At 72.2% G+C, this 22,805-nt stretch carries 20 protein-coding genes and 1 tRNA gene; 8 read left to right on the top strand and 13 right to left on the bottom strand.

The features are described 5' to 3' along the window. Nucleotides 1–55 precede the first annotated feature (55 nt). The 11 genes from Q0967_RS14810 to Q0967_RS14760 form a co-directional block, all read right to left on the bottom strand. Nucleotides 56–128 (bottom strand) — tRNA-Ala (locus tag Q0967_RS14810). Nucleotides 129–190: 62 nt separating this feature from the next. Further along, nucleotides 191–838 (bottom strand): histidine phosphatase family protein, encoded by a 648-nt coding sequence (locus Q0967_RS14805; protein WP_298751157.1) that lies wholly within the window; start codon nucleotides 836–838, stop codon nucleotides 191–193. A gap of 8 nt (nucleotides 839–846) precedes the next feature. After that, nucleotides 847–1,230: a ribosome silencing factor gene (rsfS, locus tag Q0967_RS14800; RefSeq protein WP_298751155.1), complete on the bottom strand. Its 384-nt coding sequence runs from the start codon at nucleotides 1,228–1,230 to the stop codon at nucleotides 847–849. Next, entirely contained in the window at nucleotides 1,231–1,815 is a 585-nt protein-coding gene (gene nadD, locus Q0967_RS14795) for a nicotinate-nucleotide adenylyltransferase (RefSeq protein ID WP_298751153.1), read from the bottom strand. Further along, nucleotides 1,815–2,039 carry a hypothetical protein gene (locus tag Q0967_RS14790; RefSeq protein ID WP_298751151.1) on the bottom strand — a complete coding sequence of 75 codons (225 nt, stop codon included), beginning with the start codon at nucleotides 2,037–2,039 and terminating at the stop codon, nucleotides 1,815–1,817. The genes nadD and Q0967_RS14790 overlap by 1 nt, the downstream gene beginning before the upstream one ends. A 40-nt stretch (nucleotides 2,040–2,079) precedes the next feature. Then, nucleotides 2,080–3,408, bottom strand: a complete 1,329-nt coding sequence (locus tag Q0967_RS14785) for a glutamate-5-semialdehyde dehydrogenase (RefSeq protein WP_298751284.1) — start codon at nucleotides 3,406–3,408, stop codon at nucleotides 2,080–2,082. Then, nucleotides 3,405–4,529, bottom strand: a complete 1,125-nt coding sequence (gene proB, locus Q0967_RS14780; protein WP_298751149.1) for a glutamate 5-kinase — start codon at nucleotides 4,527–4,529, stop codon at nucleotides 3,405–3,407. The genes Q0967_RS14785 and proB overlap by 4 nt, the downstream gene beginning before the upstream one ends. A 60-nt stretch (nucleotides 4,530–4,589) precedes the next feature. Continuing rightward, on the bottom strand, nucleotides 4,590–6,095 hold the full coding sequence (obgE, locus tag Q0967_RS14775) for a GTPase ObgE (protein WP_298751147.1): 1,506 nt from the start codon (nucleotides 6,093–6,095) through the stop codon (nucleotides 4,590–4,592). Between the two features lie 122 nt (nucleotides 6,096–6,217). Then, nucleotides 6,218–6,487 carry a 50S ribosomal protein L27 gene (gene rpmA / locus Q0967_RS14770; protein WP_058892429.1) on the bottom strand — a complete coding sequence of 90 codons (270 nt, stop codon included), beginning with the start codon at nucleotides 6,485–6,487 and terminating at the stop codon, nucleotides 6,218–6,220. A gap of 30 nt (nucleotides 6,488–6,517) precedes the next feature. Then, the gene (rplU, locus tag Q0967_RS14765; RefSeq protein ID WP_298751144.1) at nucleotides 6,518–6,832 is read right to left on the bottom strand and encodes a 50S ribosomal protein L21; all 315 of its coding nucleotides are present in this window, start codon (nucleotides 6,830–6,832) and stop codon (nucleotides 6,518–6,520) included. A gap of 162 nt (nucleotides 6,833–6,994) precedes the next feature. Then, on the bottom strand, nucleotides 6,995–9,550 hold the full coding sequence (locus tag Q0967_RS14760) for an Rne/Rng family ribonuclease (protein ID WP_298751142.1): 2,556 nt from the start codon (nucleotides 9,548–9,550) through the stop codon (nucleotides 6,995–6,997). Nucleotides 9,551–9,954: 404 nt separating this feature from the next. On the opposite strand from Q0967_RS14760, the gene serC reads away from it, so the two are divergent. From serC to Q0967_RS14745, 3 genes are all read left to right on the top strand, one after another. Further along, nucleotides 9,955–11,040: a 3-phosphoserine/phosphohydroxythreonine transaminase gene (serC, locus tag Q0967_RS14755; RefSeq protein ID WP_298751140.1), complete on the top strand. Its 1,086-nt coding sequence runs from the start codon at nucleotides 9,955–9,957 to the stop codon at nucleotides 11,038–11,040. A gap of 12 nt (nucleotides 11,041–11,052) precedes the next feature. Beyond that, nucleotides 11,053–12,243, top strand: a complete 1,191-nt coding sequence (locus Q0967_RS14750; RefSeq protein WP_298751138.1) for a phosphoglycerate dehydrogenase — start codon at nucleotides 11,053–11,055, stop codon at nucleotides 12,241–12,243. Between the two features lie 112 nt (nucleotides 12,244–12,355). Beyond that, on the top strand, nucleotides 12,356–13,621 hold the full coding sequence (locus Q0967_RS14745; protein WP_363321991.1) for an MFS transporter: 1,266 nt from the start codon (nucleotides 12,356–12,358) through the stop codon (nucleotides 13,619–13,621). 12 nt (nucleotides 13,622–13,633) lie between these two features. On the opposite strand, the gene Q0967_RS14740 is transcribed toward Q0967_RS14745, so the two are convergent. Further along, nucleotides 13,634–14,575 carry a sugar-binding transcriptional regulator gene (locus Q0967_RS14740; RefSeq protein WP_298751136.1) on the bottom strand — a complete coding sequence of 314 codons (942 nt, stop codon included), beginning with the start codon at nucleotides 14,573–14,575 and terminating at the stop codon, nucleotides 13,634–13,636. 177 nt (nucleotides 14,576–14,752) lie between these two features. On the opposite strand from Q0967_RS14740, the gene Q0967_RS14735 reads away from it, so the two are divergent. The 5 genes from Q0967_RS14735 (at nucleotide 14,753) to xylB (ending at nucleotide 20,912) form a co-directional block, all read left to right on the top strand. Further along, on the top strand, nucleotides 14,753–16,129 hold the full coding sequence (locus Q0967_RS14735) for a sugar ABC transporter substrate-binding protein (protein WP_298751134.1): 1,377 nt from the start codon (nucleotides 14,753–14,755) through the stop codon (nucleotides 16,127–16,129). Then, the gene (locus tag Q0967_RS14730; RefSeq protein ID WP_298751133.1) at nucleotides 16,126–17,100 is read left to right on the top strand and encodes a carbohydrate ABC transporter permease; all 975 of its coding nucleotides are present in this window, start codon (nucleotides 16,126–16,128) and stop codon (nucleotides 17,098–17,100) included. Before Q0967_RS14735 ends, Q0967_RS14730 begins: the two co-directional genes overlap by 4 nt. A 101-nt stretch (nucleotides 17,101–17,201) precedes the next feature. Continuing rightward, nucleotides 17,202–17,996 (top strand): carbohydrate ABC transporter permease, encoded by a 795-nt coding sequence (locus tag Q0967_RS14725; RefSeq protein WP_298751280.1) that lies wholly within the window; start codon nucleotides 17,202–17,204, stop codon nucleotides 17,994–17,996. Nucleotides 17,997–18,004: 8 nt separating this feature from the next. Next, on the top strand, nucleotides 18,005–19,510 hold the full coding sequence (locus Q0967_RS14720) for a mannitol dehydrogenase family protein (protein WP_298751131.1): 1,506 nt from the start codon (nucleotides 18,005–18,007) through the stop codon (nucleotides 19,508–19,510). After that, entirely contained in the window at nucleotides 19,497–20,912 is a 1,416-nt protein-coding gene (gene xylB, locus Q0967_RS14715; protein ID WP_298751129.1) for a xylulokinase, read from the top strand. Before Q0967_RS14720 ends, xylB begins: the two co-directional genes overlap by 14 nt. Nucleotides 20,913–20,933: 21 nt before the next feature. Here xylB and Q0967_RS14710 read toward each other — a convergent pair whose 3' ends face one another. Beyond that, entirely contained in the window at nucleotides 20,934–22,772 is a 1,839-nt protein-coding gene (locus Q0967_RS14710; RefSeq protein ID WP_298751127.1) for a long-chain fatty acid--CoA ligase, read from the bottom strand. Nucleotides 22,773–22,805: the final 33 nt, after the last annotated feature.

The following is a 22,805-nucleotide window of genomic DNA, read 5'->3' as shown; positions in this document are numbered from 1 at the left end:
ACCTCTCTGCGGCAACGAGAAGGGCCGGGCACCTGGGTGCCCGGCCCTGATCCGGTGGAGCTGAGGGGATTCGAACCCCTGACCCCCTCCATGCCATGGAGGTGCGCTACCAACTGCGCCACAGCCCCGGGTCGCCCCGTGAGGACTCCGCTACTTTACCCAGCGGGTTCGGCAATCGCCAAATCCCTGCTCACGGCACGGGGTGGGCGATGGTCCCCGCCGCGGGGGCGTCCGGGGCACCGGTGTTCCACGTCTCCAGCCGCCACCCGGTGGGGTGCTCGACGAGGTCGGCCCAGTGGCAGTTGCGCAGGCCCACGAGGGCTTGGGAGGCCTGGGCCACGTCGAGGCCCACCACCGCGCACACCAGGGCGCGGGTCGCCAGGCCGTGGGTGGCCAGCACCGCGGTGCCGTGCTCGTGCAGCCCGGCGACGACGTCCTCGAAGGCGGCGTGGGTGCGGGCTGCGACGTCGGCGAGCCGCTCCCCCGTCTCCCCCCGGACGACGTCCTCACCGCGCTCGAGGGCCAGCTGGGCCTGCGGGTAGCGGGAGGTCACCTCGGCGTGGGTCAGGCCCTGCCAGCGACCGACGTGGATCTCGCGCAGCCGCTCGTCCGGCTCGACCTCGAGGCCGGTCACCGCCGCCAGCTCGGAGGCGGTCTGCCGGGCGCGCAGGAGGTCGGAGGAGACGAGACGTGCGGCACCGCGCCCGGCGAGGGCGCGCGCCGCCCGGCGCGCCTGCTCGCGGCCGCGCTCGGAGAGCTCGGTGTCCAGCTGCCCCTGGAACACGCCGCCGGCGTTGTGCGCCGTCTCGCCGTGCCTCCAGACGATGACCCGCCGCATACCCCTGCTCAGGCCTCGTCGGGGGCGGCCGGAGCAGCGGTGGCGTCCAGCACGTGCGGGCAGTCCTTCCAGAGCCGCTCGAGGTCGTAGAACTCCCGGTCCTCGGCGTGCATGACGTGCACGACGATGTCGCTGAAGTCGAGCAGCACCCACCGCCCCTCGTGCTGGCCCTCGCGGCGCAGCGGCTTGGCGCCCAGCTGCAGCAGCCGCTCCTCGACGGCGTCCACGACGGCGCCGACCTGTCGCTCGTTGGGGGCCGAGGCGATGACGAAGACGTCGGTCAGGGCGAGCTGGCCGGACACGTCGAGACCGACGACGTCCTGGGCCAGCTTGTCCTGGGCCGCGGCCGCCGCGGCCTGGGCCAGCTCGACGGCACGTGGGGTGGCTGCCACTCAGGGGTCCTTCCGGTAGAGGTCGTACTTGCCGATGTACTGGACGACGCCGTCGGGCACGAGGTACCACACCGGCTCGCCCTGCGCGGTGCGTTCACGGCACCCGGTGGAGCTGATGGCCATCGCCGGGACCTCCAGGAGGGTCACCTTGTCCTCCGGCAGTCCGGCGTCGGTGAGGACGTGCCCCGGGCGGGTGACCCCGACGAAGTGGGCGAGCTCCCACAGCTGGGAGACACCCTTCCAGGACAGGATCTGGGCCAGCGCGTCGGCACCGGTGATGAAGAACAGCTCGTCGTCCGGGCGTTCGTCCCGCAGGTCGCGCAGGGTGTCCAGGGTGTAGGTGGGGCCCTCGCGGTCCACGTCCACCCGGCTGACGGTGAAGCTGGGGTTGGACGCGGTCGCGATGACCGTCATGAGGTAGCGGTGCTCGGCGTCGGTCACCTCGCTCGCGTCCTTGCGGTAGGGCTGCCCGGTGGGGACGAAGAGCACCTCGTCGAGCCCGAGGAGATGGGCCGCCTCGCTCGCGGCCACGAGGTGGCCGTGGTGGATGGGGTCGAAGGTCCCACCCATCACTCCGAGCCGCATCAGTGCTGGTCTCGGCCCATGTCGGGGTTGTGGTGCGCGTCGGCCACCCCGTGCGGGTCCAGGGCCAGGGTGTTGCGGAAGGTCCAGAGGAAGCCCAGCAGCAGGATGAAGGCGAGCATGGCGATGACGCCGAACATGATCGGCGGGAACGGCAGCTCGTTGACGACGTGGTGTCCGCCTTCCTCGGCGGCGGCGAGGAGGTGCAGGCTCAGCGCAGGCGACATGGGGACCACTGTACCTGGCGGCACGCGGTGCCAGGGCGGCTCAGCGCACCTGGCCGTCGCCCTCGACGACCCACTTGGTCGTCGTCAGCTCCGGCAGCGCCATGGGTCCGCGGGCGTGCAGCTTCTGCGTGGAGATGCCGATCTCGGCACCGAAGCCGAACTCTCCGCCGTCGGTGAACCGGGTGGAGGCGTTGACCAGCACCGCGGCGGCGTCGACCTCGGTGGTGAACCGGCGCGCGGCCGCACGGTCGGCCGTCACGATGGCCTCGGTGTGGCCGCTGGTGTGCTCCTGGACGTGGGCGATGGCGGCGTCCAGGTCCTCGACGACCCTGGCCGAGATGTCCAGGGAGAGGAACTCGGTGTCGTCGTCCTCGTCGGTGATCGGCTGGTACGCCGCCCCGGCGGCCTCGGCATACCGTCTCGTCTGCTCGTCACCGTGCACCGTCACCCCGGCGGCCGCCAGCTGCTCCATGACACCGGGCAGCACCCGCTCGGCGGCGTCACGGTGGACCAGGAGGGACTCGGCCGCGTTGCACACCGAGGTGCGGTGCGTCTTGGAGTTGGTGACGATCGAGACCGCCATGTCGGGGTCGGCGCTGGCGTCGACGACGACGTGGCAGTTGCCGATGCCGGTCTCGATGACCGGCACCGTCGACTCGGTGACGACCGTCTGGATGAGGCTGGCGCCGCCGCGGGGGATGACGAGGTCGACGAGTCCGCGGGCGGTCATGAGGGCCCGCGCGGCGTCGTGGCCGCCCTCGGAGAGCAGGTTGACGGCGTCGGGCGAGATCCCCCGCTCCTCCAGGCCGGCCCGCAGGATGGCGACGAGGGCGGCGTTGGTGGACCCGGCGGCGGACCCGCCGCGCAGGATGACGGCGTTGCCGCTCTTGAGCCCCAGCCCGGCCGCGTCGACCGTGACGTTGGGGCGGGCTTCGTAGATCATGCCCACCACCCCCATGGGGACGCGCACCTGGCGGATCTGCAGCCCGTTGGCCAGGGTGGACCCCCGCACCACCTCGCCGACGGGGTCGGGCAGCGAGGCGACCTGACGCAGGGCGTCCGCGACGGCGTGGGTGCGGTCCGCGTCCAGGGTGAGACGGTCCAGCAGGTTCTCCGGCAGTCCGGCGGCGCGGCCGCGCTCCAGGTCCTCCTGGTTGGCCTGCACCACCCGGTCCGCGCCGGCGTCGACGGCGTCCGCGAGCGCGAGCAGGGCGGCGTCCTTCTCGGCACGGGTGAGCAGCGCGAGCTGGCGGGCCGCGGTGCGTGCGGCCCGGGCGACCTCGGCGACGTGCTCGACGACCTGGGGGGCGATGGTGCTCATGTGGACCTCCTGATCCGGTGGGCCGGTGACGGTATGACGTGTGGTCAGAGGACGACGAGGTCGTCCCGGCGGACGACCGGCCGTGGTGCGGGTGCGCCGGAGCGCAGCGCCGCGTCACGGACGAGCCGGCGGCCGACGAGCGGGCCCAGCTCCGCCGCGTCGTAGCCGACGAGCCCGCGGGCCACGACGCGGCCCCGCTCGTCGCACAGGTCGACGGTGTCGCCCGCGCGGAAGCGGCCCTCGACCCGGGTGATGCCCACGGGGAGCAGCGAGGTCTGCCGCCGCACGACCGCCTCCACGGCCCCGTCGTCGAGGACGACCCTGCCGGTCGCGCTGCTGGCGTGCGCCAGCCACCGCCGCCGCGCCGGGCTCTTGGTGCCGACCGGGGTGAAGAGCGTGCCCACGTCCTCGCCGCGCAGCGCCTGGTGGACCTGGTCGGTGCTGGTGACGAGGGCGGGGATGCCCTCGGCGACGGCCATCTGTGCGGCGGTGACCTTGGTCTGCATCCCCCCGGTGCCCACGCTCGACCCGGCGCTGCTCACATCGACGGCGGCCAGCGCCTCGGCACCGGCCACCAGGGGGATGCGGGAGGATCCCGGTCGGGACGGGTGGGCGGTGTAGAGCGCGTCCACGTCGGACAGCAGCACCAGGGCGTCCGCGTCGACCAGGTGGGCGACGAGGGCGGCGAGCCGGTCGTTGTCACCGAAGCGGATCTCGTCGGTGGCCACCGTGTCGTTCTCGTTGATGATGGGCACCACCTCCAGCTCCAGCAGGCGCTCGAGGGTGCGTGAGGCGTTGACGTAGTGGCTGCGCCGGTGCATGTCGTGAGCCGTCAGCAGCACCTGTCCCACCTGGACCCCATGGAGGGTGAAGGCCTGGGTGTAGGCCGCCATGAGCGCCCCTTGGCCGGTGCTCGCGGCGGCCTGCTGGGTCGCGAGGTCCTTCGGCCTGCGCTCCAGACCCAGCGGCACCATGCCGGCGGCGATCGCGCCCGAGGACACCAGGACGACCTGCGTCCCGCCCAGCGACAGCTTGGCCAGGCTGCTGGCGAGCGCCTGCAGGCGGAAGCCGTCCAGACCGCCCTGCGGCCCGGTCAGCGAGGACGAGCCGACCTTGACGACCATGCGGTGCGCGTCCCGGATGACGCTGCGGTCGACGGTCGAGGCCATGGGACGAATACTATTCCACCGGCATGCATACTCATGCATCCACGTCGGCGGGGGGACGCCTCAGTCGTCGTCCGTCCAGTGGCCGGCACGACGCTCGGCCTGCAGCTCCTCGCGCGCCGCGCTGGCGGCGTCCTTGCGGTCGTGGAAGGCCTCGCGCTTCTCGGCGCGGGTCGGGCGGGAGCGGTCGTCCAGGCGCAGGTCCGTGCCACGGCTGCCCAGCAGCTCGGCACCACCGGCCATGGTCGGCTCCCAGTCGAAGACGACGGCGTCGTCCTCGGGGCCGATGAGCACCGTCGAGCCGGCGACCGCCCCCGCCTTGAGCAGCTCCTCCTCGACGCCGAGCCGGCCGAGCCGGTCGGCGAGGTAGCCGACGGCCTCGTCGTTGGCGAAGTCGGTCTGCCGCACCCAGCGCGTGGGCCGCTCCCCCAGCACCCGGAAGACCTCCTCCTCGCCACCGCCCTCGCGGCGCACGGTGAAGCCCTGGTCGTCCAGCGCCCGGGGCCGGATGACGACCCGCGCGGGCTCGGTGTCGACGTGCTCGGCGCGGGCCCGGGCCACGTGACCGGCCAGCGCGAAGGTCAGCTCCTTGAGGCCCTGGTGCGCGACCGCGGACACGACGTGCACCTCATACCCCTGCTCCTCCAGGTCCGGGCGCACCATCTCGGCGAGCTCCCGCGCCTCGGGGACGTCCGCCTTGTTGAGGACGACCACGCGCACCCGCTCGGCGAGGGGGATGCCGCCGAGCTCGCCGTGGGGCACGTACGCCGCGAGCTCGGCCTCGATGACCTCGAGGTCGGTCAGCGGGTCCCGGCCCGGCTCCAGGGTCGCGCAGTCGATGACGTGCACGAGGACGTGGCAGCGTTCGACGTGCCGCAGGAACTGCAGCCCCAGCCCCCTGCCCTCGCTCGCCCCGGGGATGAGCCCGGGCACGTCAGCCATGGTGAAGCGCTCCCCGCCGGCCGTGACCACCCCGAGGTTGGGCACCAAGGTGGTGAAGGGGTAGTCGGCGATCTTGGGCTTGGCGGCGGAGAGCACGCTGACCAGCGAGGACTTGCCGGCCGAGGGGAAGCCGATGAGCGCCACGTCGGCCAGCGTCTTGAGCTCGAGGACGACCTCGGTCTCCTCACCGGGCTCCCCGAGCAGCGCGAAGCCGGGCGCCTTGCGCCGCGGCGAGGCCAGAGCCTTGTTGCCGAGCCCGCCGCGACCGCCGCGCGCGGCGACGAACTCGGTGCCCTCCCCGACCAGGTCCGCCAGGACCTCTCCCCGACGGGTGGTGACGACCGTGCCCGACGGCACGGCGAGCACGAGGTCCTCCCCCTGGGCCCCGTTGCGCTCGTCACCCTCGCCGGGACGGCCGTTGGGGGCGCTGCGGTGGGGACCGTGGTGGTAGTCGATGAGCGTGGTCACCTGAGCGTCCACCCGCAGCACGATGTCACCGCCACGACCGCCGTTGCCGCCGTCCGGGCCGCCGAGCGGCTTGAACTTCTCGCGGTGGACCGAGGCCACCCCGTGGCCACCCTTGCCGGCGCGCAGGTGCAGCACGACCCGGTCGACGAAGTTGGCCATGGGGAGATCCTCTCAGGTGGTGCAGACACCGCGACGCCGGCGGGTCGTGTCAGACCCACCGGCGTCGCCGATGCCGTGCGCCGGGCGGACCCGGCGTCTCATCAGGTATGTGGTGCCGCGCCTCAGGCGTCGACGGTCGCGCTCTGGCCGACGATGTTCACGGTCTTGCGGCCTCGCTTGGCGCCGAACTCGACGACACCGGGGACGAGCGCGAACAGCGTGTCGTCACCGCCGCGGCCGACTCCCTCGCCGGGGTGGAAGTGGGTCCCGCGCTGCCGGACGATGATCTCGCCCGCTCCGACGACCTGGCCGCCGAAGCGCTTGACGCCCAGGCGCTGCGCGTTCGAGTCACGACCGTTGCGGGTCGAGGACGCACCCTTCTTGTGTGCCATCTGCTGACTCCTCCTTGGCTCGGGTGACGCTCAGGCGTCGATCGCGGTGATCTTGACCTGGGTGAGCGGCTGGCGGTGACCCTGCCGCTTCTTGTACCCGGTCTTGTTCTTGTACTTCTGGATGACGATCTTGGGACCCTTGACGGCGCCCACGACCTCGGCGGTCACGGTGGCCTTGCCGAGGGCGTCGGCGTCGGTGGTCACGGCGTCACCGTCGACCAGGAGCACGGGCGCGAGCTCGACGGTGTCGCCGGCCGCGGTGTTGCCGCCGACCTTGTCGATGGTCAGCACGTCGCCGACGGAGACCTTCTCCTGGCGGCCGCCAGCACGGACGATCGCGTACACGTTGAACTCGCTTTCTGCTTCTCTCGCGGTGGGCTCGGACGCGCCCGGCGTAGGTGGGACCCGGCCGAGCCGACATACGAGGATGTCGTCTCCGAGACCGGTGCCGCACCGTCGGGCGAACCGACGCACCAGACTACCGTGCGCGGCGCCCGGCCTCCAAACTCAGTCCGTCCCGGAGCCGGTCGCGTCCTCGCCCACGGGCGGGCCGGCCGGTGCGACGACCCGTCCCCGGCGACGACGCTTGGGGGCCGGCGCGTCCGGGGCCGTCCCGGTCACCGGCGCCGAGGCCGTCACGGCCTCCGGGGCGGACGGTGCGGGCGCGGCCACGTCGGCAGCGCTGGGCTCCGGCTCGGCGGCCGGCGCGTCCTGCTGCGGGGCCGGGGCCGGGGCCTCGCCCTGGTCGGCCACCTCGTGGGCGGCCGCCCCGGCGGCGGCGTCCGCGGCCTCCGAGCTCGCCCCCGCACTGAGCGCCGCGGCGTGGGCCGCGGCGGCGATCTGCGCCGGGGTCGGGCCGGCAGGGTTGGGTGTGGGCAGGACGTTCTTGGGCTCGGAGCCGCCGCCGCTGCCCCCGTTGCCGCCCCGGCCCTTGCTTCGGCGCTTGCCGCCGCCGGTGCCGTTGCCGCCGTTGCCGTCGTCCCCGCCGCTGCGCACGACCGGCTCGGTCTGCACGACCACACCCCGGCCCGAGCAGTGCGTGCAGTTCTCGGAGAAGACCTCGATGAGACCCGAACCGACCCGCTTGCGGGTCATCTGGACCAGCCCGAGCGAGGTCACCTCCGCCACCTGGTGCTTGGTGCGGTCGCGACCCAGGCACTCCAGCAGCCGCCGGACGACCAGGTCGCGGTTGCTCTCCAGGACCATGTCGATGAAGTCGACGACGATGATGCCGCCGATGTCCCGCAACCGCAGCTGCCGCACGATCTCCTCGGCGGCCTCGATGTTGTTCTTGGTGACCGTCTCCTCGAGGTTGCCGCCGGACCCGGTGAACTTGCCGGTGTTGACGTCGACGACGGTCATCGCCTCCGTGCGGTCGATGACCAGGGAGCCGCCCGAGGGCAGCCACACCTTCCGGTCCATCGCCTTCGCGATGGCCTCGTGGACGCGGTAGGTCGTGAAGACGTCGGTGGTGCCCGTGTCCTTCTCGACGCGGTCGGCGAGGTCGGGGGCCACGTCGTCGATGTAGCGCTTGACCTCGTTCCACGCCTTCTCGCCGGACACGACGAGCTTGGCGAAGTCCTCGTTGAAGACGTCCCGGATGACCCGCACGGTCATGTCGGCCTCGCCGTGCAGCAGCGAGGGCGCGTTGGCGGTCCGGGACTTGGTCTCGATCCGCTCCCACATCGCGGTGAGGCGCTCGACGTCCGCGCGCAGCTCGGCCTCCGAGGCGCCCTCGGCGGCGGTGCGCACGATGACGCCGGCGTCACCGGGGACGACCTCCTTGAGGATCTTCTTCAGGCGGGTGCGCTCGGTGTCCGGCAGCTTGCGCGAGATGCCGGTCATCGAGTTGCCGGGGACGTAGACGAGGTAGCGACCGGGCAGCGAGACCTGCGAGGTCAGCCGCGCGCCCTTGTGGCCGATCGGGTCCTTGGTGACCTGCACCAGGACCGACTCCCCCGACTTCAGGGCGTTCTCGATGCGCTTGGGCTGGTTGCCCTCGAGACCGGCCGCGTCCCAGTTGACCTCGCCCGCGTAGAGCACCGCGTTGCGGCCCTTGCCGATGTCGACGAAGGCAGCCTCCATGCTGGGCAGGACGTTCTGCACCCGACCCAGGTAGACGTTGCCCACCATGGTGGACTGCGCGGAGCGCGAGACGTAGTGCTCGACCGGCACCCCGTCCTCCAGGACCGCGATCTGGGTGCGGTCCTCGAGCCCGCGGACCACCATGACCCGCTCGACGCTCTCGCGCCGCGCGAGGAACTCGGCCTCGGTGATGATCGTCCGGCGCCGGCCCGCCTCCCGGCCCTCGCGCCTGCGCTGTCGCTTGGCCTCCAGGCGGGTGGACCCCTTGACCGAGGACACTTCGTCCTTGGCGGACCGCTCGCTGCCGCTGCGCGACCGGCGACGCCGCCGCTTGGTGCCCCCGGACCCGTCGCCCTCGGACTCCTTCGCGTCGGGCTGCTCCTCGTTCTGGCCGCCCTGGGCGTCCTCACCCTTCTGGTCGCCCTGAGGGCTTCCCGAGCCCTTCGCCCCGGAGCCTGCCCCACCGCGGCGGCGTCGGGAGGAGCCGGAGGGCTTGTCCTGCCCCGTCGACCCTGCCGGCGCCTCGTCGGGCTGGTCGTCCGACTGCTGCTCCCCCGTGCCCTCGTCGCCGGTGCGGGAGCGTCGACCCTTGCCGCCCCGGCGGCGCCGCCGCCGTCCGCGCGCGCCGTTGTCGTCGTCGTCCTCGCCGTCCTGAACCGCGGGGGCGTCCTCGGGGGCCGGCTCGGGCTCGCTCTCCGGCGCCGGTGCCGGGGCGGTGGACGCCGAGGTGGCCCGGCGCGAGCGGCGCGGCGGGAGGTCCGACAGGTCGGGGGCCTGGAACACCAGGCCGAAGGACGGCGTGGCGGCCGGCGCCTGCGCGTCGTCCTCCTCGTTCTCGGCCTCCTCCTCGCCGTCCGGCTCCGCGGCCACCGGCTGCTCGGGCTCGGTGGTCTCGGTCCCGGCGCCCGGGGCCTCGGCGGCCTGCTCGGGTGAGGACTGCTCGTCGAGGGGGCCTGCGGAGGTGCGTTCGTCAGACACGTGGTGTCCTTCCAGGCCGCACGGCTGCGGTCCACAACCAGGCCCGGGGGCCTCCCTGCCGCGCGACGCGGGTGCGGTGTCGTCCTGGCCGGTCGGCCACGACGGAAGTCGTCCTGTGTCACCGGCTGCGGCTCGCGCGATCGCGCGGCACCGGTTCCGGTGCGGCACGGGCTCCCGACGCGATCGTCATCCTCGCGTCCACGACCTGCGTGCTGACCTGGTGGGGCGCACCACAGGGGCTCGTGCCGGGCCGCACGACGCTGTGGGACGCCGTCCGACCGCTAGGCAGTATCGCACACCCACCTCCGCGTGCGGCACCGACAGACCGGGCGTCCCGGGCACCCTCGGCCTCGGTGCAGCCGTCGCCCCGTGGCCGGGACAGCCCGAGGTTGACGGTACGGTAGATGCCCGTGCGAGTCTTCAACTTCTCAGCCGGTCCAGCCACCATGCCGCTCGAGGTGCTCGAGCGCGCCCAGTCCGAGCTCACCGACTGGCGCGGGTCCGGGATGTCCGTCATGGAGATGTCCCACCGCAGCCCGGAGTTCGTCACCATCGCGGCCGAGGCCGAGCGGCGGATGCGGGACCTGCTCTCGGTCCCCGACGACTACGCGGTGCTCTTCCTCCAGGGAGGGGCGACCGGGCAGTTCTCCGCCGTGCCGCTCAACCTCGCCTCCCCCGGCGCCCCCGCCGCATACCTGAACACCGGGTCCTGGTCGACGAAGGCGATCTCCGAGGGCCGCAAGTACGTCGACGTGCAGGTCCTCGCCGACGAGAAGCAGTCGAACTACTCGACGGTGCCGGCGCAGGCCTCCCTGGAGGTGCCGACGGACGCCGCCTACCTGCACTACACGATGAACGAGACCATCGGGGGGGTCGAGTTCCCCTACGTCCCGGACGCGGGGGCCGTGCCGGTGGTCACCGACGCGAGCTCGACGATCCTCTCCCGCCCCCTGGACGTCTCGCGCTTCGGGGTCATCTACGCCGGTGCCCAGAAGAACCTCGGCCCCGCCGGGATCTGCGTCGTCGTCGTCCGCCGTGACCTGCTCGACCGGGCCCGCCCGGACGTGCCCGCGGCCCTGGACTGGAAGGCCATGGCGGACGCCGACTCCATGCTGAACACCCCGCCCACCCTGGCGTGGTACCTCGTGGGGCTGGTGCTGGAGTGGGTCGAGCAGCAGGGCGGCGTGGCCGAGATGGCGCGCCGGAACCAGGCCAAGGCCGACCTGCTCTACGGCGCCATCGAGGCCTCGGACTTCTACTCCAACCCCGTCCAGCCCGCGGCACGCTCCTGGATGAACGTGCCCTTCCTCGTGCCCGACAGCGCCCTCGAGAAGCCCTTCGTGGCGGCCGCCGCCGAGGCCGGGCTCTCCGGGCTCGCGGGGCACCGCAGCGTGGGCGGGATGCGGGCCAGCATCTACAACGCCATGCCGATCGAGGGCGTCCAGGCCCTCGTGGACTTCATGACCGACTTCGAGCAGCAGAACGGCTGAGACACCACTCCCATGAGCCAGACCTACGCGATCCAGACCCTCAACGCGATCTCCCCTATCGGCCTCCAGCGCCTCGACCGGGACGTCTTCGACATCGGTACCGACATCGCGCAGCCCCGCGGGATCCTGCTGCGCTCGGCCGACCTGCACTCCGCCGAGATCCCCGAGTCGTTGTACGCCGTCGCCCGCGCGGGCGCCGGCACCAACAACATCCCGGTGGACGCGATGGCGGCGCGCGGGATCCCCGTCTTCAACACGCCGGGCGCCAACGCCAACGCGGTCAAGGAGCTCGTCATCGCGGGCATGCTGCTGGCGGCGCGCAACCTCTACCACGCCGCCGACTACACCCGCGGCCTGGTCGCCGAGCAGTCGCTCACCGGCACCGACCTGGACCAGAAGGTGGAGGCGGGCAAGAAGCAGTTCGCCGGCTACGAGCTCCCGGGCCGGACGCTGGGCGTCATCGGCCTCGGCGCCATCGGCGTGCTCGTCGCCAACGCGGCGCAGTCGCTGGGCCTCAAGGTGCTCGGCTACGACCCCGCCATCACCGTGGAGCGCGCCTGGCAGCTCTCCCCCAACGTCGAGCAGGTGACCAGCGTCGAGGAGCTGTTCGCGCGGTCCGACATGATCACCCTGCACGTGCCGCTCATCGAGGCGACCAAGGGCCTGGTGGACGCCGAGCGCATCGCGACGATGCCCGCCGGCGGGGTGGTCCTCAACTTCGCCCGCGGCGGGGTCGTGGACGAGGCGGCCGTCCTGGAGGCCCTGGACTCGGGGCACCTGCACGCCTACGTCAACGACTTCCCCAGCGAGGCCGGGTCGGTGCACCCCAAGGTCATCGCCCTGCCCCACCTGGGCGCCTCCACCGGCGAGGCCGAGGACAACTGCGCGGTCATGGCCGCCGACCAGCTCTCGGACTACCTGCTGCACGGCAACATCCGGAACTCGGTGAACTTCCCCGAGGTCGTCATGGCGCGCACCCCCGGCACCACCCGGCTGGGCATCTTCAACGAGAACAAGCCCAACATGATCGGCCAGATCACCGCCACGCTCGCCGACGCCGGGCTCAACGTCGCCGAGTTCACCAACAAGTCCAAGGGCGAGGTCGCCTACACCCTCGTCGACGTCGAGGGCGAGGTCCAGGACGACCTCAAGGACTCGATCCTGGCCATCGAGGGCATCATCCGGGCTCGCAAGATCGACTGACGCGCCGCCGGGCGGACACGATCCGGGCAGCACCCCCCGCGCTGCCCGGACCGCCGCTAGGGTGAGGAGCATGACGCACCCCCGGTTCCCGTCCGGCGAGGGTTGAGCCTCGATCTCCGGGCTGGCGGTCGCCTACCGTGCCACGCACGAGGCGATCCCGCTCTTCGGCGTCTACGCCCTGCTCTTCGCCGACCGCGGCCTCAGCACCGCGCAGATCTCGGTGCTGCTGGCGGTCTGGTCGCTGAGCGCCTTCGTGCTGGAGATCCCCTCCGGCGCGTGGGCCGACCTGCTCGACCGGCGCCGGCTGCTCGTCGTCTCCGGCGTCGTCTACGTCGCGGCCTTCGCCACCTGGATGGTGTGGCCGGGCTTCTGGGGCTTCCTGCTCGGGTTCGTCCTGTGGTCGTGCTCGGACGCCCTGCACTCGGGGACCTGGGAGGCCTACCTCTTCGAGCAGCTCTCGGCCCGCGGGGAGAGCAACCGGTACGCCCGCGTCAAGGCGCGCGCGGAGAGCATCGCCCTCGTGGCCATGGCCGGGGCTATCGCGGCGGCCGCACCCCTGCACCTGGCGGGCGGCTACGCCCTCGTGGGCGCGGCCAGCCTCGGCGTGGCGGTGCTGCACGTCGGGGTGACCCTGCTGCTGCCCCCGGCGCGCGGCGGCACACCCGCTCCCCCGGGGCGCAGCGCCCCGGTGCACGAGACGTCACCGCGGTCGGTCGACCCCGCGCCCGACCCGGGCCTCACGGGCCCCACCCCGCACGGCTGGGTGTCCACGCTGCGCGAGGGGGTCGCCCAGGCGCGCACCGCCGGTCCCGTGCGTCGGGTCCTGCTGGGGTATGCCGCGGTCGTCACCCTCGTCGGGTTCGACGAGTACTTCCCCCTGCTGCTCGCCGACGACGGGGCCTCGGTGGGGCGGGTGGCCCTGGTCATGGCGGGCATCGTCCTGCTCGAGGCGCTGGGGACCGCGCTCAGCGACCGGGTCGCCCTGCTGACCGGCGGACGGCACGCCGGCGTGGTCCTGCTCGCGGGGGTGCTCCTGGCCCTCGGAGCCGCGGGGTCTGGGTGGCTGGGGGCGGGGGCGCTGGGGCTCGGCTACGCGACGGCCAGCAGCCTGTACGAGGCCGGTGACGCCCGTCTGCAGCACGCCATCGGTCGGACCAGCCGCGCCCGCGCCACCATCACCTCGGTGGCGGGCGTCGCCGGCGAGGTCGGCTTCCTCGTGACGCTCGCGACGGTCGGGCTCCTCACCCTGCGGCTCGAGCTCACCCCGGTGGTGGCCGGGGCCGCCCTCGTCCTGACGGTCCCGGCCGCTCTCGCGGCCTGGCGCATGCCGGCCGGCGCGGCGATGGAGGGGCCCGGCGACGCGGTCACCGGAGGGTGACCGCCACCGGGCTCAGGGCCGGCCCAGCAGGGCCTGCGCCGTGTCGTAGGTCGTGACCAGGCCGTTGATGAGGTCGCCGGTCATCGCGGCGCGCAGGGCCTCGACCTTGCCCTCCCCGTGGGCGACGGCGACGACCCGGTCGATGCCGCGCAGCTGCTCCGGCGAGAGGGCGATGAGGCGTTCCGACAGGCACGTCCGGACCAGCACTCCCCGCGCGTCGAAGCAGGCACCCACGGCCTCCCCGACGACCCCGGCGTCGGACACCCGCCGGCGGCAGTCCTCGTCGACCGCGTCGTGGATCGTGGACTGCCCTTGCTCCCAGGCGCCCACCCCGACCACGGCGACGGTCACCCTCTCGGCGGCCGCGAGCGTCCCGCTCACCGCCGGGTCCCGCCGCACGGCCTCGGCGGCAGCCGCGTCGGGCATCACGAGCGGCGCGAAGAACACCCGTCGTCCGCCCCCGGCCATGCGCCCCGCCCTGCGGACGAGGTCCACCGAGCTGGAGTCCTCGCTGATGCCCGCCAGCGCGCCGCTCAGCTGCACGATCTCGACCGGTGGGAGGGACTGCAGCGCGTAGACCATGTCGTGCACCGCCCGGCTCCACGGCAGCCCGAGGACGTCGTCCGGCCGCAGGATCCGGCCGAGCAGCCCGGCCGCCGCCCGACCCAGCTCGGCCCGCACATCGGGCGCGGTGGAGGAGACGGGGGCCACCAGCGCGTGCTCGAGCGAGAAGCGCGCGCGCAGGTCCTCGCTGAGCCGGTCGTCCCGCGCGTCCGGCTCGACGATCTCGATGCGCACGACCCCGGCCTCGTGCGCCAGGTCCAGCAGCCGGGCCACCTTGAAGCGGCTGATCCCGAGCGCCTCGGCGATGTCGGTCTTGGCCTGGTGCTGCTCGTAGTGCCGTCGGGCCACGGCGACGGCCAGGGCCAGGTCATGCTCCTCCCGGACGGCCACGAGGAACCTCCTGCGGGTGTGCGACCCCAGGGGTCGACGGACGGGTCGGGAGGACCATTCTCCCGGTCGCACGCGCGCTGCGCACGTCCTTGACAAGCACCGTGGTGACGGCTTCACTGATCATACTCATGTGTGCACGTCCCAGTGCTCGGATGAGCATGGACGAGGAGGCGGCCTGTGCCCAGGAATCCCGGACCAGCGAGGGCGCTGGTCGTCATCAGCTCGACGTGCGCGGCCCTCGTGGCCACGGGCTGCGCCGGATGGGGAGGCGGTGGCGTGGGCGGCGGCGGCCCGGACTCCATCGACGTCCTCATGGTCAACAACCCCCAGATGGTCGACCTGCAGAACCTCACCGCGGAGCACTTCACCGCGGAGACGGGGATCAGCGTCAACTTCACCGTGCTGCCGGAGAACGACGTCCGCGACAAGATCAGCCAGGAGTTCACCAGCCAGGCGGGCCAGTACGACGTCGCCTCGCTGTCCAACTTCGAGATCCCGATCTACGCCAGGGCGGGGTGGGTGGCGCCGCTGGACGAGTTCATCGCCCAGGACGAGGAGTTCGCCTACGACGACATCCTGGAGCCGATGCGGACCTCCCTCTCCGTGGACGAGGTGCCCTACGGCATCCCGTTCTACGGCGAGTCCTCCTTCCTCATGTACCGCCAGGACGTCCTCGAGGCGGAGGGCGTGCAGATGCCGGAGCAGCCCACCTGGCCCGAGGTCGCCGACATCGCCGCCCAGGTGGACGGCGCGGAGCCCGGCATGAGCGGCATCTGCCTGCGCGGGCAGCCCGGCTGGGGCCAGGTCATGGCCCCGCTCACCACGGTGGTCAACACCTTCGGCGGCACCTGGTTCGAGGAGGACATGACGCCTCGGGTCGACGCACCGGAGTTCACCGAGGCGGTCGACTTCTACGTCGACCTCGTCCGCGAGCACGGCCAGAACGGCGCCCCGGCCTCCGGCTTCGTGGAGTGCCTCAACAACCTGCAGCAGGGCAACTCGGCCATGTGGTACGACGCGACCTCGGCCGCCGGGTCGCTGGAGGCCCCCGGGTCCCCGGTGAAGGGCAAGATCGGCTACGCCCCGGCACCGGTCATGGAGACCGACAGCTCCGGGTGGCTGTATGCCTGGTCCTGGGCGATCCAGGCCGCCAGCGAGAAGCAGGACAACGCCTGGGAGTTCGTCTCCTGGGCCTCCGGCACCGAGTACGAGGAGCTGGTCGGCGAGGAGCTCGGCTGGTCGCGGGTCCCGGCGGGCAAGCGCTCGTCGACCTACGACAACGAGGACTACCTCGCCGAGGCGGGCCCCTTCGCGGAGGCCACCCGGGCGGCCATCGAGTCGGCCGACCCGGAGAACCCGGGCGTGCAGCCACGACCGGCGATCGGGGTGCAGTTCGTCGGCATACCCGAGTTCCCCGACCTGGGCACGCAGGTGAGCCAGGACATCAGCGCGGCCATCGCCGGTCGCATGAGCGTCGACGAGGCGCTCTCCCGCGGCCAGCGGGTCGCCGAGGACATCGCGGAGCGCTACGAGGAGAGGGCGGCCCAGCAATGAGCAGCAGCACCGACACGTCCGAGCGGGGCACCGCGGGCCCGAACCCCGAGCAGGGTCGGGCCGGCGCGACCCCACCGCCGCGGCGACGTCAGACCAGGTCCGACTCCTGGCAGCGACGGATCCCGCTGCTGCCGGCGCTCATCTTCGTCATCGTCATGACCCAGCTGCCGTTCCTGGGCACGATCATCATCTCGTTCATGAACTGGAACGCCTACTACCCCGACGAGCGCGGGTTCGCGGGCTTCTCCAACTTCGCCCGGGTGTTCACCGACGTCAACGCCCGCTCCGCGGTCGTCGTCACCATCCTCATCACGGTCTCGACGGTGCTCATCAGCCTGGTGCTCGGGCTGGCGATCGCCCTGCTCCTGGACCGCAAGTTCCGGGGCCAGGGCATCGTGCGCACGATGATGATCGCCCCCTTCCTCGTGGTCCCGGTGGCGGCCGCGCTCCTGTGGAAGCACGCCCTCTACAACCCCGAGTACGGACTGTTCAACGGCCTGCTCACGCTCGTGCTCGGGGAGGACGCCCCGCAACCGGACTGGGTCGGCTCGATGCCGCTCCCCGCCCTGGTCGCGGCGCTGGTCTGGCAGTGGACGCCGTTCATGATGCTCATCCTGCTCGCCGGGCTCCAGAGCCGACCGCTGGACGTCGTGGAGGCCGCGCGGATCGACGGCGCGTCCGAGTTCCGGATCTTCACCAGCATGACGCTGCCGCACCTGCGTCAGTACATCGAGCTCAGCACGCTGCTGGGGACGATCTACGTGGTCCAGAACTTCGACCACGTCTTCACCATCACCGCGGGGGCGACCGGCACCGCCAACCTGCCCTACTTCATCTACCAGACCTTCTACACCGCCCAGGACTACGGCCGGGCGTCGGCGGCAGGCGTCGTGACGGTGGTCGGCACCCTCGTCGTCGCGATGTTCGCCCTGCGCACGGCCTTCGCCATCTTCAAGGAGGAGGGCCGATGAGCACCACCGCCTCGACCAGGGGGGACCGCACCACCCCCGCGACCACGACCCAGACGGTGGGCGGACGCACCTTCGTCCAGACCAAGCCCCCGCGCCGCGGGATGCTGCTCACCACCCTCGCCTGGGTCGTCGGCGTCCTCTTCTTCTTCCCCGTGCTCTGGATGGTCCTGGTGTCCTTCCGCGCCGAGACGGACGCCGCCAGCAACCCCCCGGTCCTCTTCGCACCGGTCAGCCTCGAGGGCTACCGGACGTTCTTCGCCGCCGGCCCGTGGCCACCGCTGCTCAACTCGATGACCGCGAGCGTGGTGTCCACCATCCTGGTCATCCTGCTGGCCTTCCCCGCGGCATACGCCCTGTCGATCCGGCCGGTGAAGAAGTGGACCGACGTGCTCTTCTTCTTCCTCTCCACCAAGATGCTGCCCATCGTGGCCGGCATCCTGCCGATCTACCTGTTCGCCCAGGCCACCAACCTGCTGGACAACATCTGGCTGCTCATCATCCTCTACACCTCGATGAACATGCCGATCGCGGTCTGGATGCTGCAGTCCTTCCTCTCCGAGGTGCCCGTGGAGATGCTCGAGGCGGCGCAGGTCGACGGCGCCGGGCTGCTGACCACCCTGCGCCAGGTCGTGGCCCCGGTGGTCATGCCGGGCATCGCCTCGGCCGCTCTCATCTGCTTCATCTTCAGCTGGAACGAGCTGCTGCTGGCCCGGGTGCTCACGAGCACGGTGGCGAGCACCGCACCCGTCTTCCTCACCGGCTTCGTCACCAGCCAGGGCCTCTTCCTCGCCAAGGTCTGCGCGGCGTCCTTCGTCGTCTCGCTGCCGGTCCTCGCGGCCGGGTTCGCGGCGCAGGACAAGCTGGTGCAGGGCCTGTCGATGGGCGCCGTCAAGTGACCGGGAGAATGTCGACCATGAAGCTCAGCGAGGAGACCCTGCCGGGGCTGCCCGAGGACGTGGCACGCCCGACCTACGACCGGTCCGCCCTGCGGCCCGGCATCGTGCACTTCGGCGTCGGTGGCTTCCACCGCGCCCACGAGGCGATGTACCTCGACCGGTTGATGAACGAGGCCCCTGAGGAGCACCAGGGATGGTCGGTCGTCGGGGTCGGCACCATGCCCGGGGACGCCCGGATGCGCGACGTCATGGCGGCCCAGGACTGTCTCTACACCCTCGTGGTGAAGCACCCCGACGGCGCCCTGGAGCCGCGGGTCGTCGGGGCGATGTCGGCCTACCTCTTCGCACCTGACGACCCCGAGGCGGTCCTGGCAAGGATGACCGACCCGGACGTGCGGATCGTCAGCCTGACGATCACCGAGGGCGGCTACCACGTCAACCAGGTGACCGGTGAGTTCGACCCCACCGACGAGTCCCTGCAGGCCGACATCCAGGCCCCGCAGGAGGACCCGCGCAGCGCGTTCGGCTTCATCACCGAGGCGTTGCGCCGCCGCAGGGACGCCGGCGTGGAGCCGTTCACCGTCATGTCCTGCGACAACCTGCCGGGCAACGGGGACGTGGCCGGGCAGATGATCACCTCCTTCGCGCGGATGCAGGACGAGCACCGCACCGGTGACGGGCTGGCCGACTGGATCGACGAGCAGGTGTCCTTCCCCAACTCGATGGTCGACCGGATCACCCCGGTCACCAGCCAGGAGGACATCGACGCCCTCGCCGAGCGGTTCGGGATCGAGGACGCCTGGCCGGTCGTCTGCGAGCCGTTCACCCAGTGGGTGCTCGAGGACCACTTCCCCACCGGCCGGCCGGCCTTCGAGGAGGTCGGGGTGCAGGTGGTCGACGACGTGGTCCCCTACGAGCTCATGAAGCTGCGGCTGCTCAACGCCAGCCACCAGGCGCTGTGCTACCTCGGCTATCTCGCGGGGTACCGCTACGCCCACGAGGTCGCCCAGGACCCGCTCTTCGAGGAGTTCCTGCTCGGCTACATGGAGCACGAGGGGTCCCCCACCCTCCCGGAGGTGCCGGACGTCGACCTCGCCGACTACCGGCGCACGCTGGTCGACCGCTTCGCCAACCCCGAGGTGCGCGACACCCTCGCCCGCCTCTGCGCCGAGAGCAGCGACCGCATACCGAAGTGGCTGGTGCCGGTCATCCGGCACAACCTGGAGCACGACGGCTCCATCGACAGGTCGGCCCTCGTCGTCGCCTCCTGGGCGAGGTATGCCGAGGGCGTGGACGAGCAGGGGGAGCCGATCGAGGTCGTGGACCGCCACCGGGACCGGGTCATGGCCGCGGCGGCACGGCAGGACGAGGAACCGCTGGCGTTCCTCGAGGACGAGACCTTCTTCGGCGACCTGCGTCACGACGAGCGGTTCGCCGCCGCCTACCGCCACTTCCTCCAGCGGTTGCACGAGGTGGGTGCACGCACCACCCTGGAGGACCATGACTGGAGCTGACCGCACCCTCGTCGCCGGCGTCGACACCTCGACGCAGTCCTGCAAGGTCGTCGTCTGCGACGCCGACACCGGGGAGGTCGTCCGCGAGGGGCGTGGCACGCACCCCTCCGGCACGGAGGTCGACCCGCAGCACTGGTGGGACGCCTTCGAGGAGGCCACCGCCGGCGGTCTCCTGGAGGACGTGGCGGCCCTGTCGGTCGGGGGTCAGCAGCACGGCATGGTGCTCCTCGACGAGGACGACGCCGTCGTGCGCCCCGCGCTGCTGTGGAACGACACCCGCTCGGCGCAGGCCGCCAGGGAGCTCGTCGAGGAGCTCGGCGGCGCCCAGGCGTGGGCCGACCGGGTGGGCGTCGTCCCGCTCGCGGCCATCACCGTCGCCAAGCTGCGCTGGAGCGCCCGGCAGGAGCCCGAGGTGTTCGCCCGGGCCCGCACGTGCGTGCTCCCGCACGACTGGCTCACCGGGCAGATCCTGCGCCACCACGGCGGCTCCGCGAGCGGCTGGTCGACCGACCGGGGGGACGCCTCCGGCACCGGGTACTTCGACGCCGCCACGGGCGACTACGACCGGGACCTGCTGCGGCTGGCGGTCGACCGGGACCTGGAGCTGCCGGAGGTCCTCGGACCGCACGAGGAGGCGGGCCGCACCGCCTCCGGCATGGTCCTGGGGCCGGGCACGGGTGACAACGCGGCGGCGGCCCTCGGTCTCGGGCTCCGGCCCGGCGACGTCGTCATGTCGCTGGGCACGAGCGGCACCGCCTTCGCGCGGCACGACTCCCCCAGCCACGACGCGACCGGGGAGGTGGCGTCCTACGCCGACGCCACCGGCACCTTCCTGCCCCTCGTGTGCACCCTCAACGCCGCCCGGGTGCTCACCGCGGGGGCGCAGGCCCTCGGGACCGATCTGGCGGGTCTGGAGGACCTCGCCCTGCAGGCGGAGCTGGGCGCCGGTGGTCTCACGCTGCTGCCCTACCTCGACGGGGAGCGGACACCGAACCTGCCGGACGCGACGGGCACCCTGTCCGGCCTCACCCGCGACAACCTCACGCCGGCGAACCTGGCCCGTGCCATGGTCGAGGGCATGATCCTCGGCGTGGGCGCCGGCGTCGACTCGCTGGCGCGGGAGGGCGTGACCGTCGAGCGCATCCACCTCATCGGCGGCGCGGTCGCCTCCCGGGCGGTCCGGGAGATCGCTGCCGACCTCCTGGGGGTGCCGGTCGTCGTCCCGGCGGCGGGCGAGTACGTCGCCCTCGGCGCCGCCCGGCAGGCGGCCTGGACGCTGCGGGGCGAAAAGCTGCCGGACTGGCCGGTCCCCACGTCCGCCCGGCTGGAGGCCCGGCCCTCGGAGCGCGCCGACGATGTCGTCGGGCGCTACCGCGAGCTGGTCCGGACCGTCCACGGCTGACCGGCCCGGCGGCCCTCCCGGTCAGCCGGTGTAGAAGGCGTCCAGCTCGTCCTTGTACTTCGCCGTGACCGCACGTCGCTTGAGCTTCATGCTCGGCGTGAGGTCCCCGTCCTCGATCGACAGGTCGTGGTCCAGGATGTGGAACTGCTTGACCTGCTCGTGCCGGGCCAGCTGCTGGTTGAGCTGGTCGACGTGGTGCTGCACCATCTCCCGGGCGGCGTCCGAGGTGACGATCTGGGCGTAGCTGTCCCCCGCCATGCCGTTCTTGGCGGCCCAGGCGGTGATGGCGTCTTGGTCGAGCGTGATGAGCGCGGACACGAAGTTGCGGCCGTCCCCCTCGACGATGAGCTGGCTGGCGTAGGGGCAGATGCCCTTGAACAGGGACTCGATGCGCGAGGGCGCGACGTACTTGCCGCCGGAGGTCTTGAAGAGGTCCTTCTTGCGGTCGGTGATGCGGACGTAGCCGTCCTCGTCGATCTCGGCGATGTCACCCGTCGCGAGCCAGCCGTCCTGCAACGCCTCCGCCGTGGCCTCGTCGTTCTGGTGGTAGCCGGTCATGACACCGGGGCCGCGCATGAGCAGCTCGCCGTCCTCGGCGATCCGCACCTCGGTCCCGGGCAGCGGCCACCCCACCGTGCCGATCTTGTTGACGCCGGCTCGCGGACGGTTGACGATCGAGGCGGCGCTGGACTCGGTGAGGCCGTAGCCCTCGATGATCGTCAGCCCCATCGCGTCGAACCACCGGGCAATGTCGTGGTTGAGCGCGGCGGAGCCGGAGATGAAGAACCGGATCCGTCCGCCGAAGCGCTCCCGGATCTTGGACAGCACGAGCTTGTCGGCGACCGCGTGCTTGGCCTTGAGCAGACCGGCCGGTTCACCGCCGGAGGCACGGATCTCGGCTACCTCCTGGCCCACCCCGGAGGCCCAGGTGAAGAGCTTCTGCTTCACCCCGCCCTCGTCGGCCATCATGGTGGTGATGCGGCCGTAGGCCTTCTCGAAGATGCGCGGGGCCGCGCCCATGAAGGTCGGCCGGACCACGGCGAGGTTCGCGACGATCTTGTCGACCCGGCCGTCCACGGCCGTCGGGAAGCCCATCTGCAGGGGCAGGACGAGCAGGCACTTGCCGAAGACGTGGGCCAGCGGGAGCCAGAGGTACTGGAGGTCGTCCGGTCCGAGCAGGTGGACGGCGTCCACCCCGGCACCCTCGTAGGTCCAGGCGGAGTGGGGAAGCCGGACGCCCTTGGGCCGCCCGGTGGTGCCGGAGGTGTAGATGATCGTCGCGAGGTGGTCGGGGGTGAGTGCGTCGATGCGGGCGTCGACCACCCCCGGCTCGGACTCCAGCCGGCGCCGCCCGAGCTCCTCCAGCTCGGCCAGCGTGATGATGTCGCCACCGTCCCCGGACCCGTCGATGACGACGATCTTGAGCACGGCACCGAGCTCGGTCCGGTGCTCGAGCACCTTGGCGACCTGCTCGTCGTCCTCGGCGACGACCACCCGGCTGCCGGAGTCGGTGATGATGAAGGCGACGTCCTGAGACAGGGTGGTGGGGTAGATCGTCGTCGTGGCCGCCCCGGCGCACATCACCGCCAGGTCGACCAGGACCCACTCGATGCGGGTCGAGCACGACAGGGCCACCCGCTCCTCCGGCTGCACCCCGAGCTCGACGAGACCGGCGGCCAGGGCGTAGGCGCGCTCCCCGGCCTGGGACCAGCTGAGGGTCGGCCACGACTCCCCGTCGGGGTAGAGGAAGGCGTCGGCGTCCGGCGTGGCGGCGACCCGGTCCCGGAAGAGGTGCCCGACGCTCGGGACACGGTTCTCGATCAGGGCGAGATCTGGCTGCTCATCGATGAGACGGGCCACGGCAACTCCTCAAGTCGTATGGTCCTGCGGATG

It is taken from the genome of uncultured Serinicoccus sp. (genome assembly GCF_947500995.1).
Classification (GTDB): domain Bacteria; phylum Actinomycetota; class Actinomycetes; order Actinomycetales; family Dermatophilaceae; genus Ornithinicoccus.
The sequence above is the reverse complement of the archived record's forward strand: the minus strand, read 5'-3'. Positions and strand labels throughout refer to the sequence as shown.

Bases quoted from the DNA above. Each gene is read 5' to 3' on its own strand.
- Q0967_RS14805 (WP_298751157.1), bottom strand. From the start codon at position 838: ATGCGGCGGGTCATCGTCTGGAGGCACGGCGAGACGGCGCACAACGCC.
- nadD (WP_298751153.1), bottom strand. From the start codon at position 1,815: ATGCGGCTCGGAGTGATGGGTGGGACCTTCGACCCCATCCACCACGGC.
- Q0967_RS14790 (WP_298751151.1), bottom strand. From the start codon at position 2,039: ATGTCGCCTGCGCTGAGCCTGCACCTCCTCGCCGCCGCCGAGGAAGGC.
- proB (WP_298751149.1), bottom strand. From the start codon at position 4,529: ATGGCCTCGACCGTCGACCGCAGCGTCATCCGGGACGCGCACCGCATG.
- obgE (WP_298751147.1), bottom strand. From the start codon at position 6,095: ATGGCCAACTTCGTCGACCGGGTCGTGCTGCACCTGCGCGCCGGCAAG.
- rpmA (WP_058892429.1), bottom strand. From the start codon at position 6,487: ATGGCACACAAGAAGGGTGCGTCCTCGACCCGCAACGGTCGTGACTCG.
- serC (WP_298751140.1), top strand. From the start codon at position 9,955: ATGCCCGTGCGAGTCTTCAACTTCTCAGCCGGTCCAGCCACCATGCCG.
- Q0967_RS14750 (WP_298751138.1), top strand. From the start codon at position 11,053: ATGAGCCAGACCTACGCGATCCAGACCCTCAACGCGATCTCCCCTATC.
- Q0967_RS14730 (WP_298751133.1), top strand. From the start codon at position 16,126: ATGAGCAGCAGCACCGACACGTCCGAGCGGGGCACCGCGGGCCCGAAC.
- Q0967_RS14725 (WP_298751280.1), top strand. From the start codon at position 17,202: ATGCTGCTCACCACCCTCGCCTGGGTCGTCGGCGTCCTCTTCTTCTTC.
- Q0967_RS14720 (WP_298751131.1), top strand. From the start codon at position 18,005: ATGTCGACCATGAAGCTCAGCGAGGAGACCCTGCCGGGGCTGCCCGAG.
- xylB (WP_298751129.1), top strand. From the start codon at position 19,497: ATGACTGGAGCTGACCGCACCCTCGTCGCCGGCGTCGACACCTCGACG.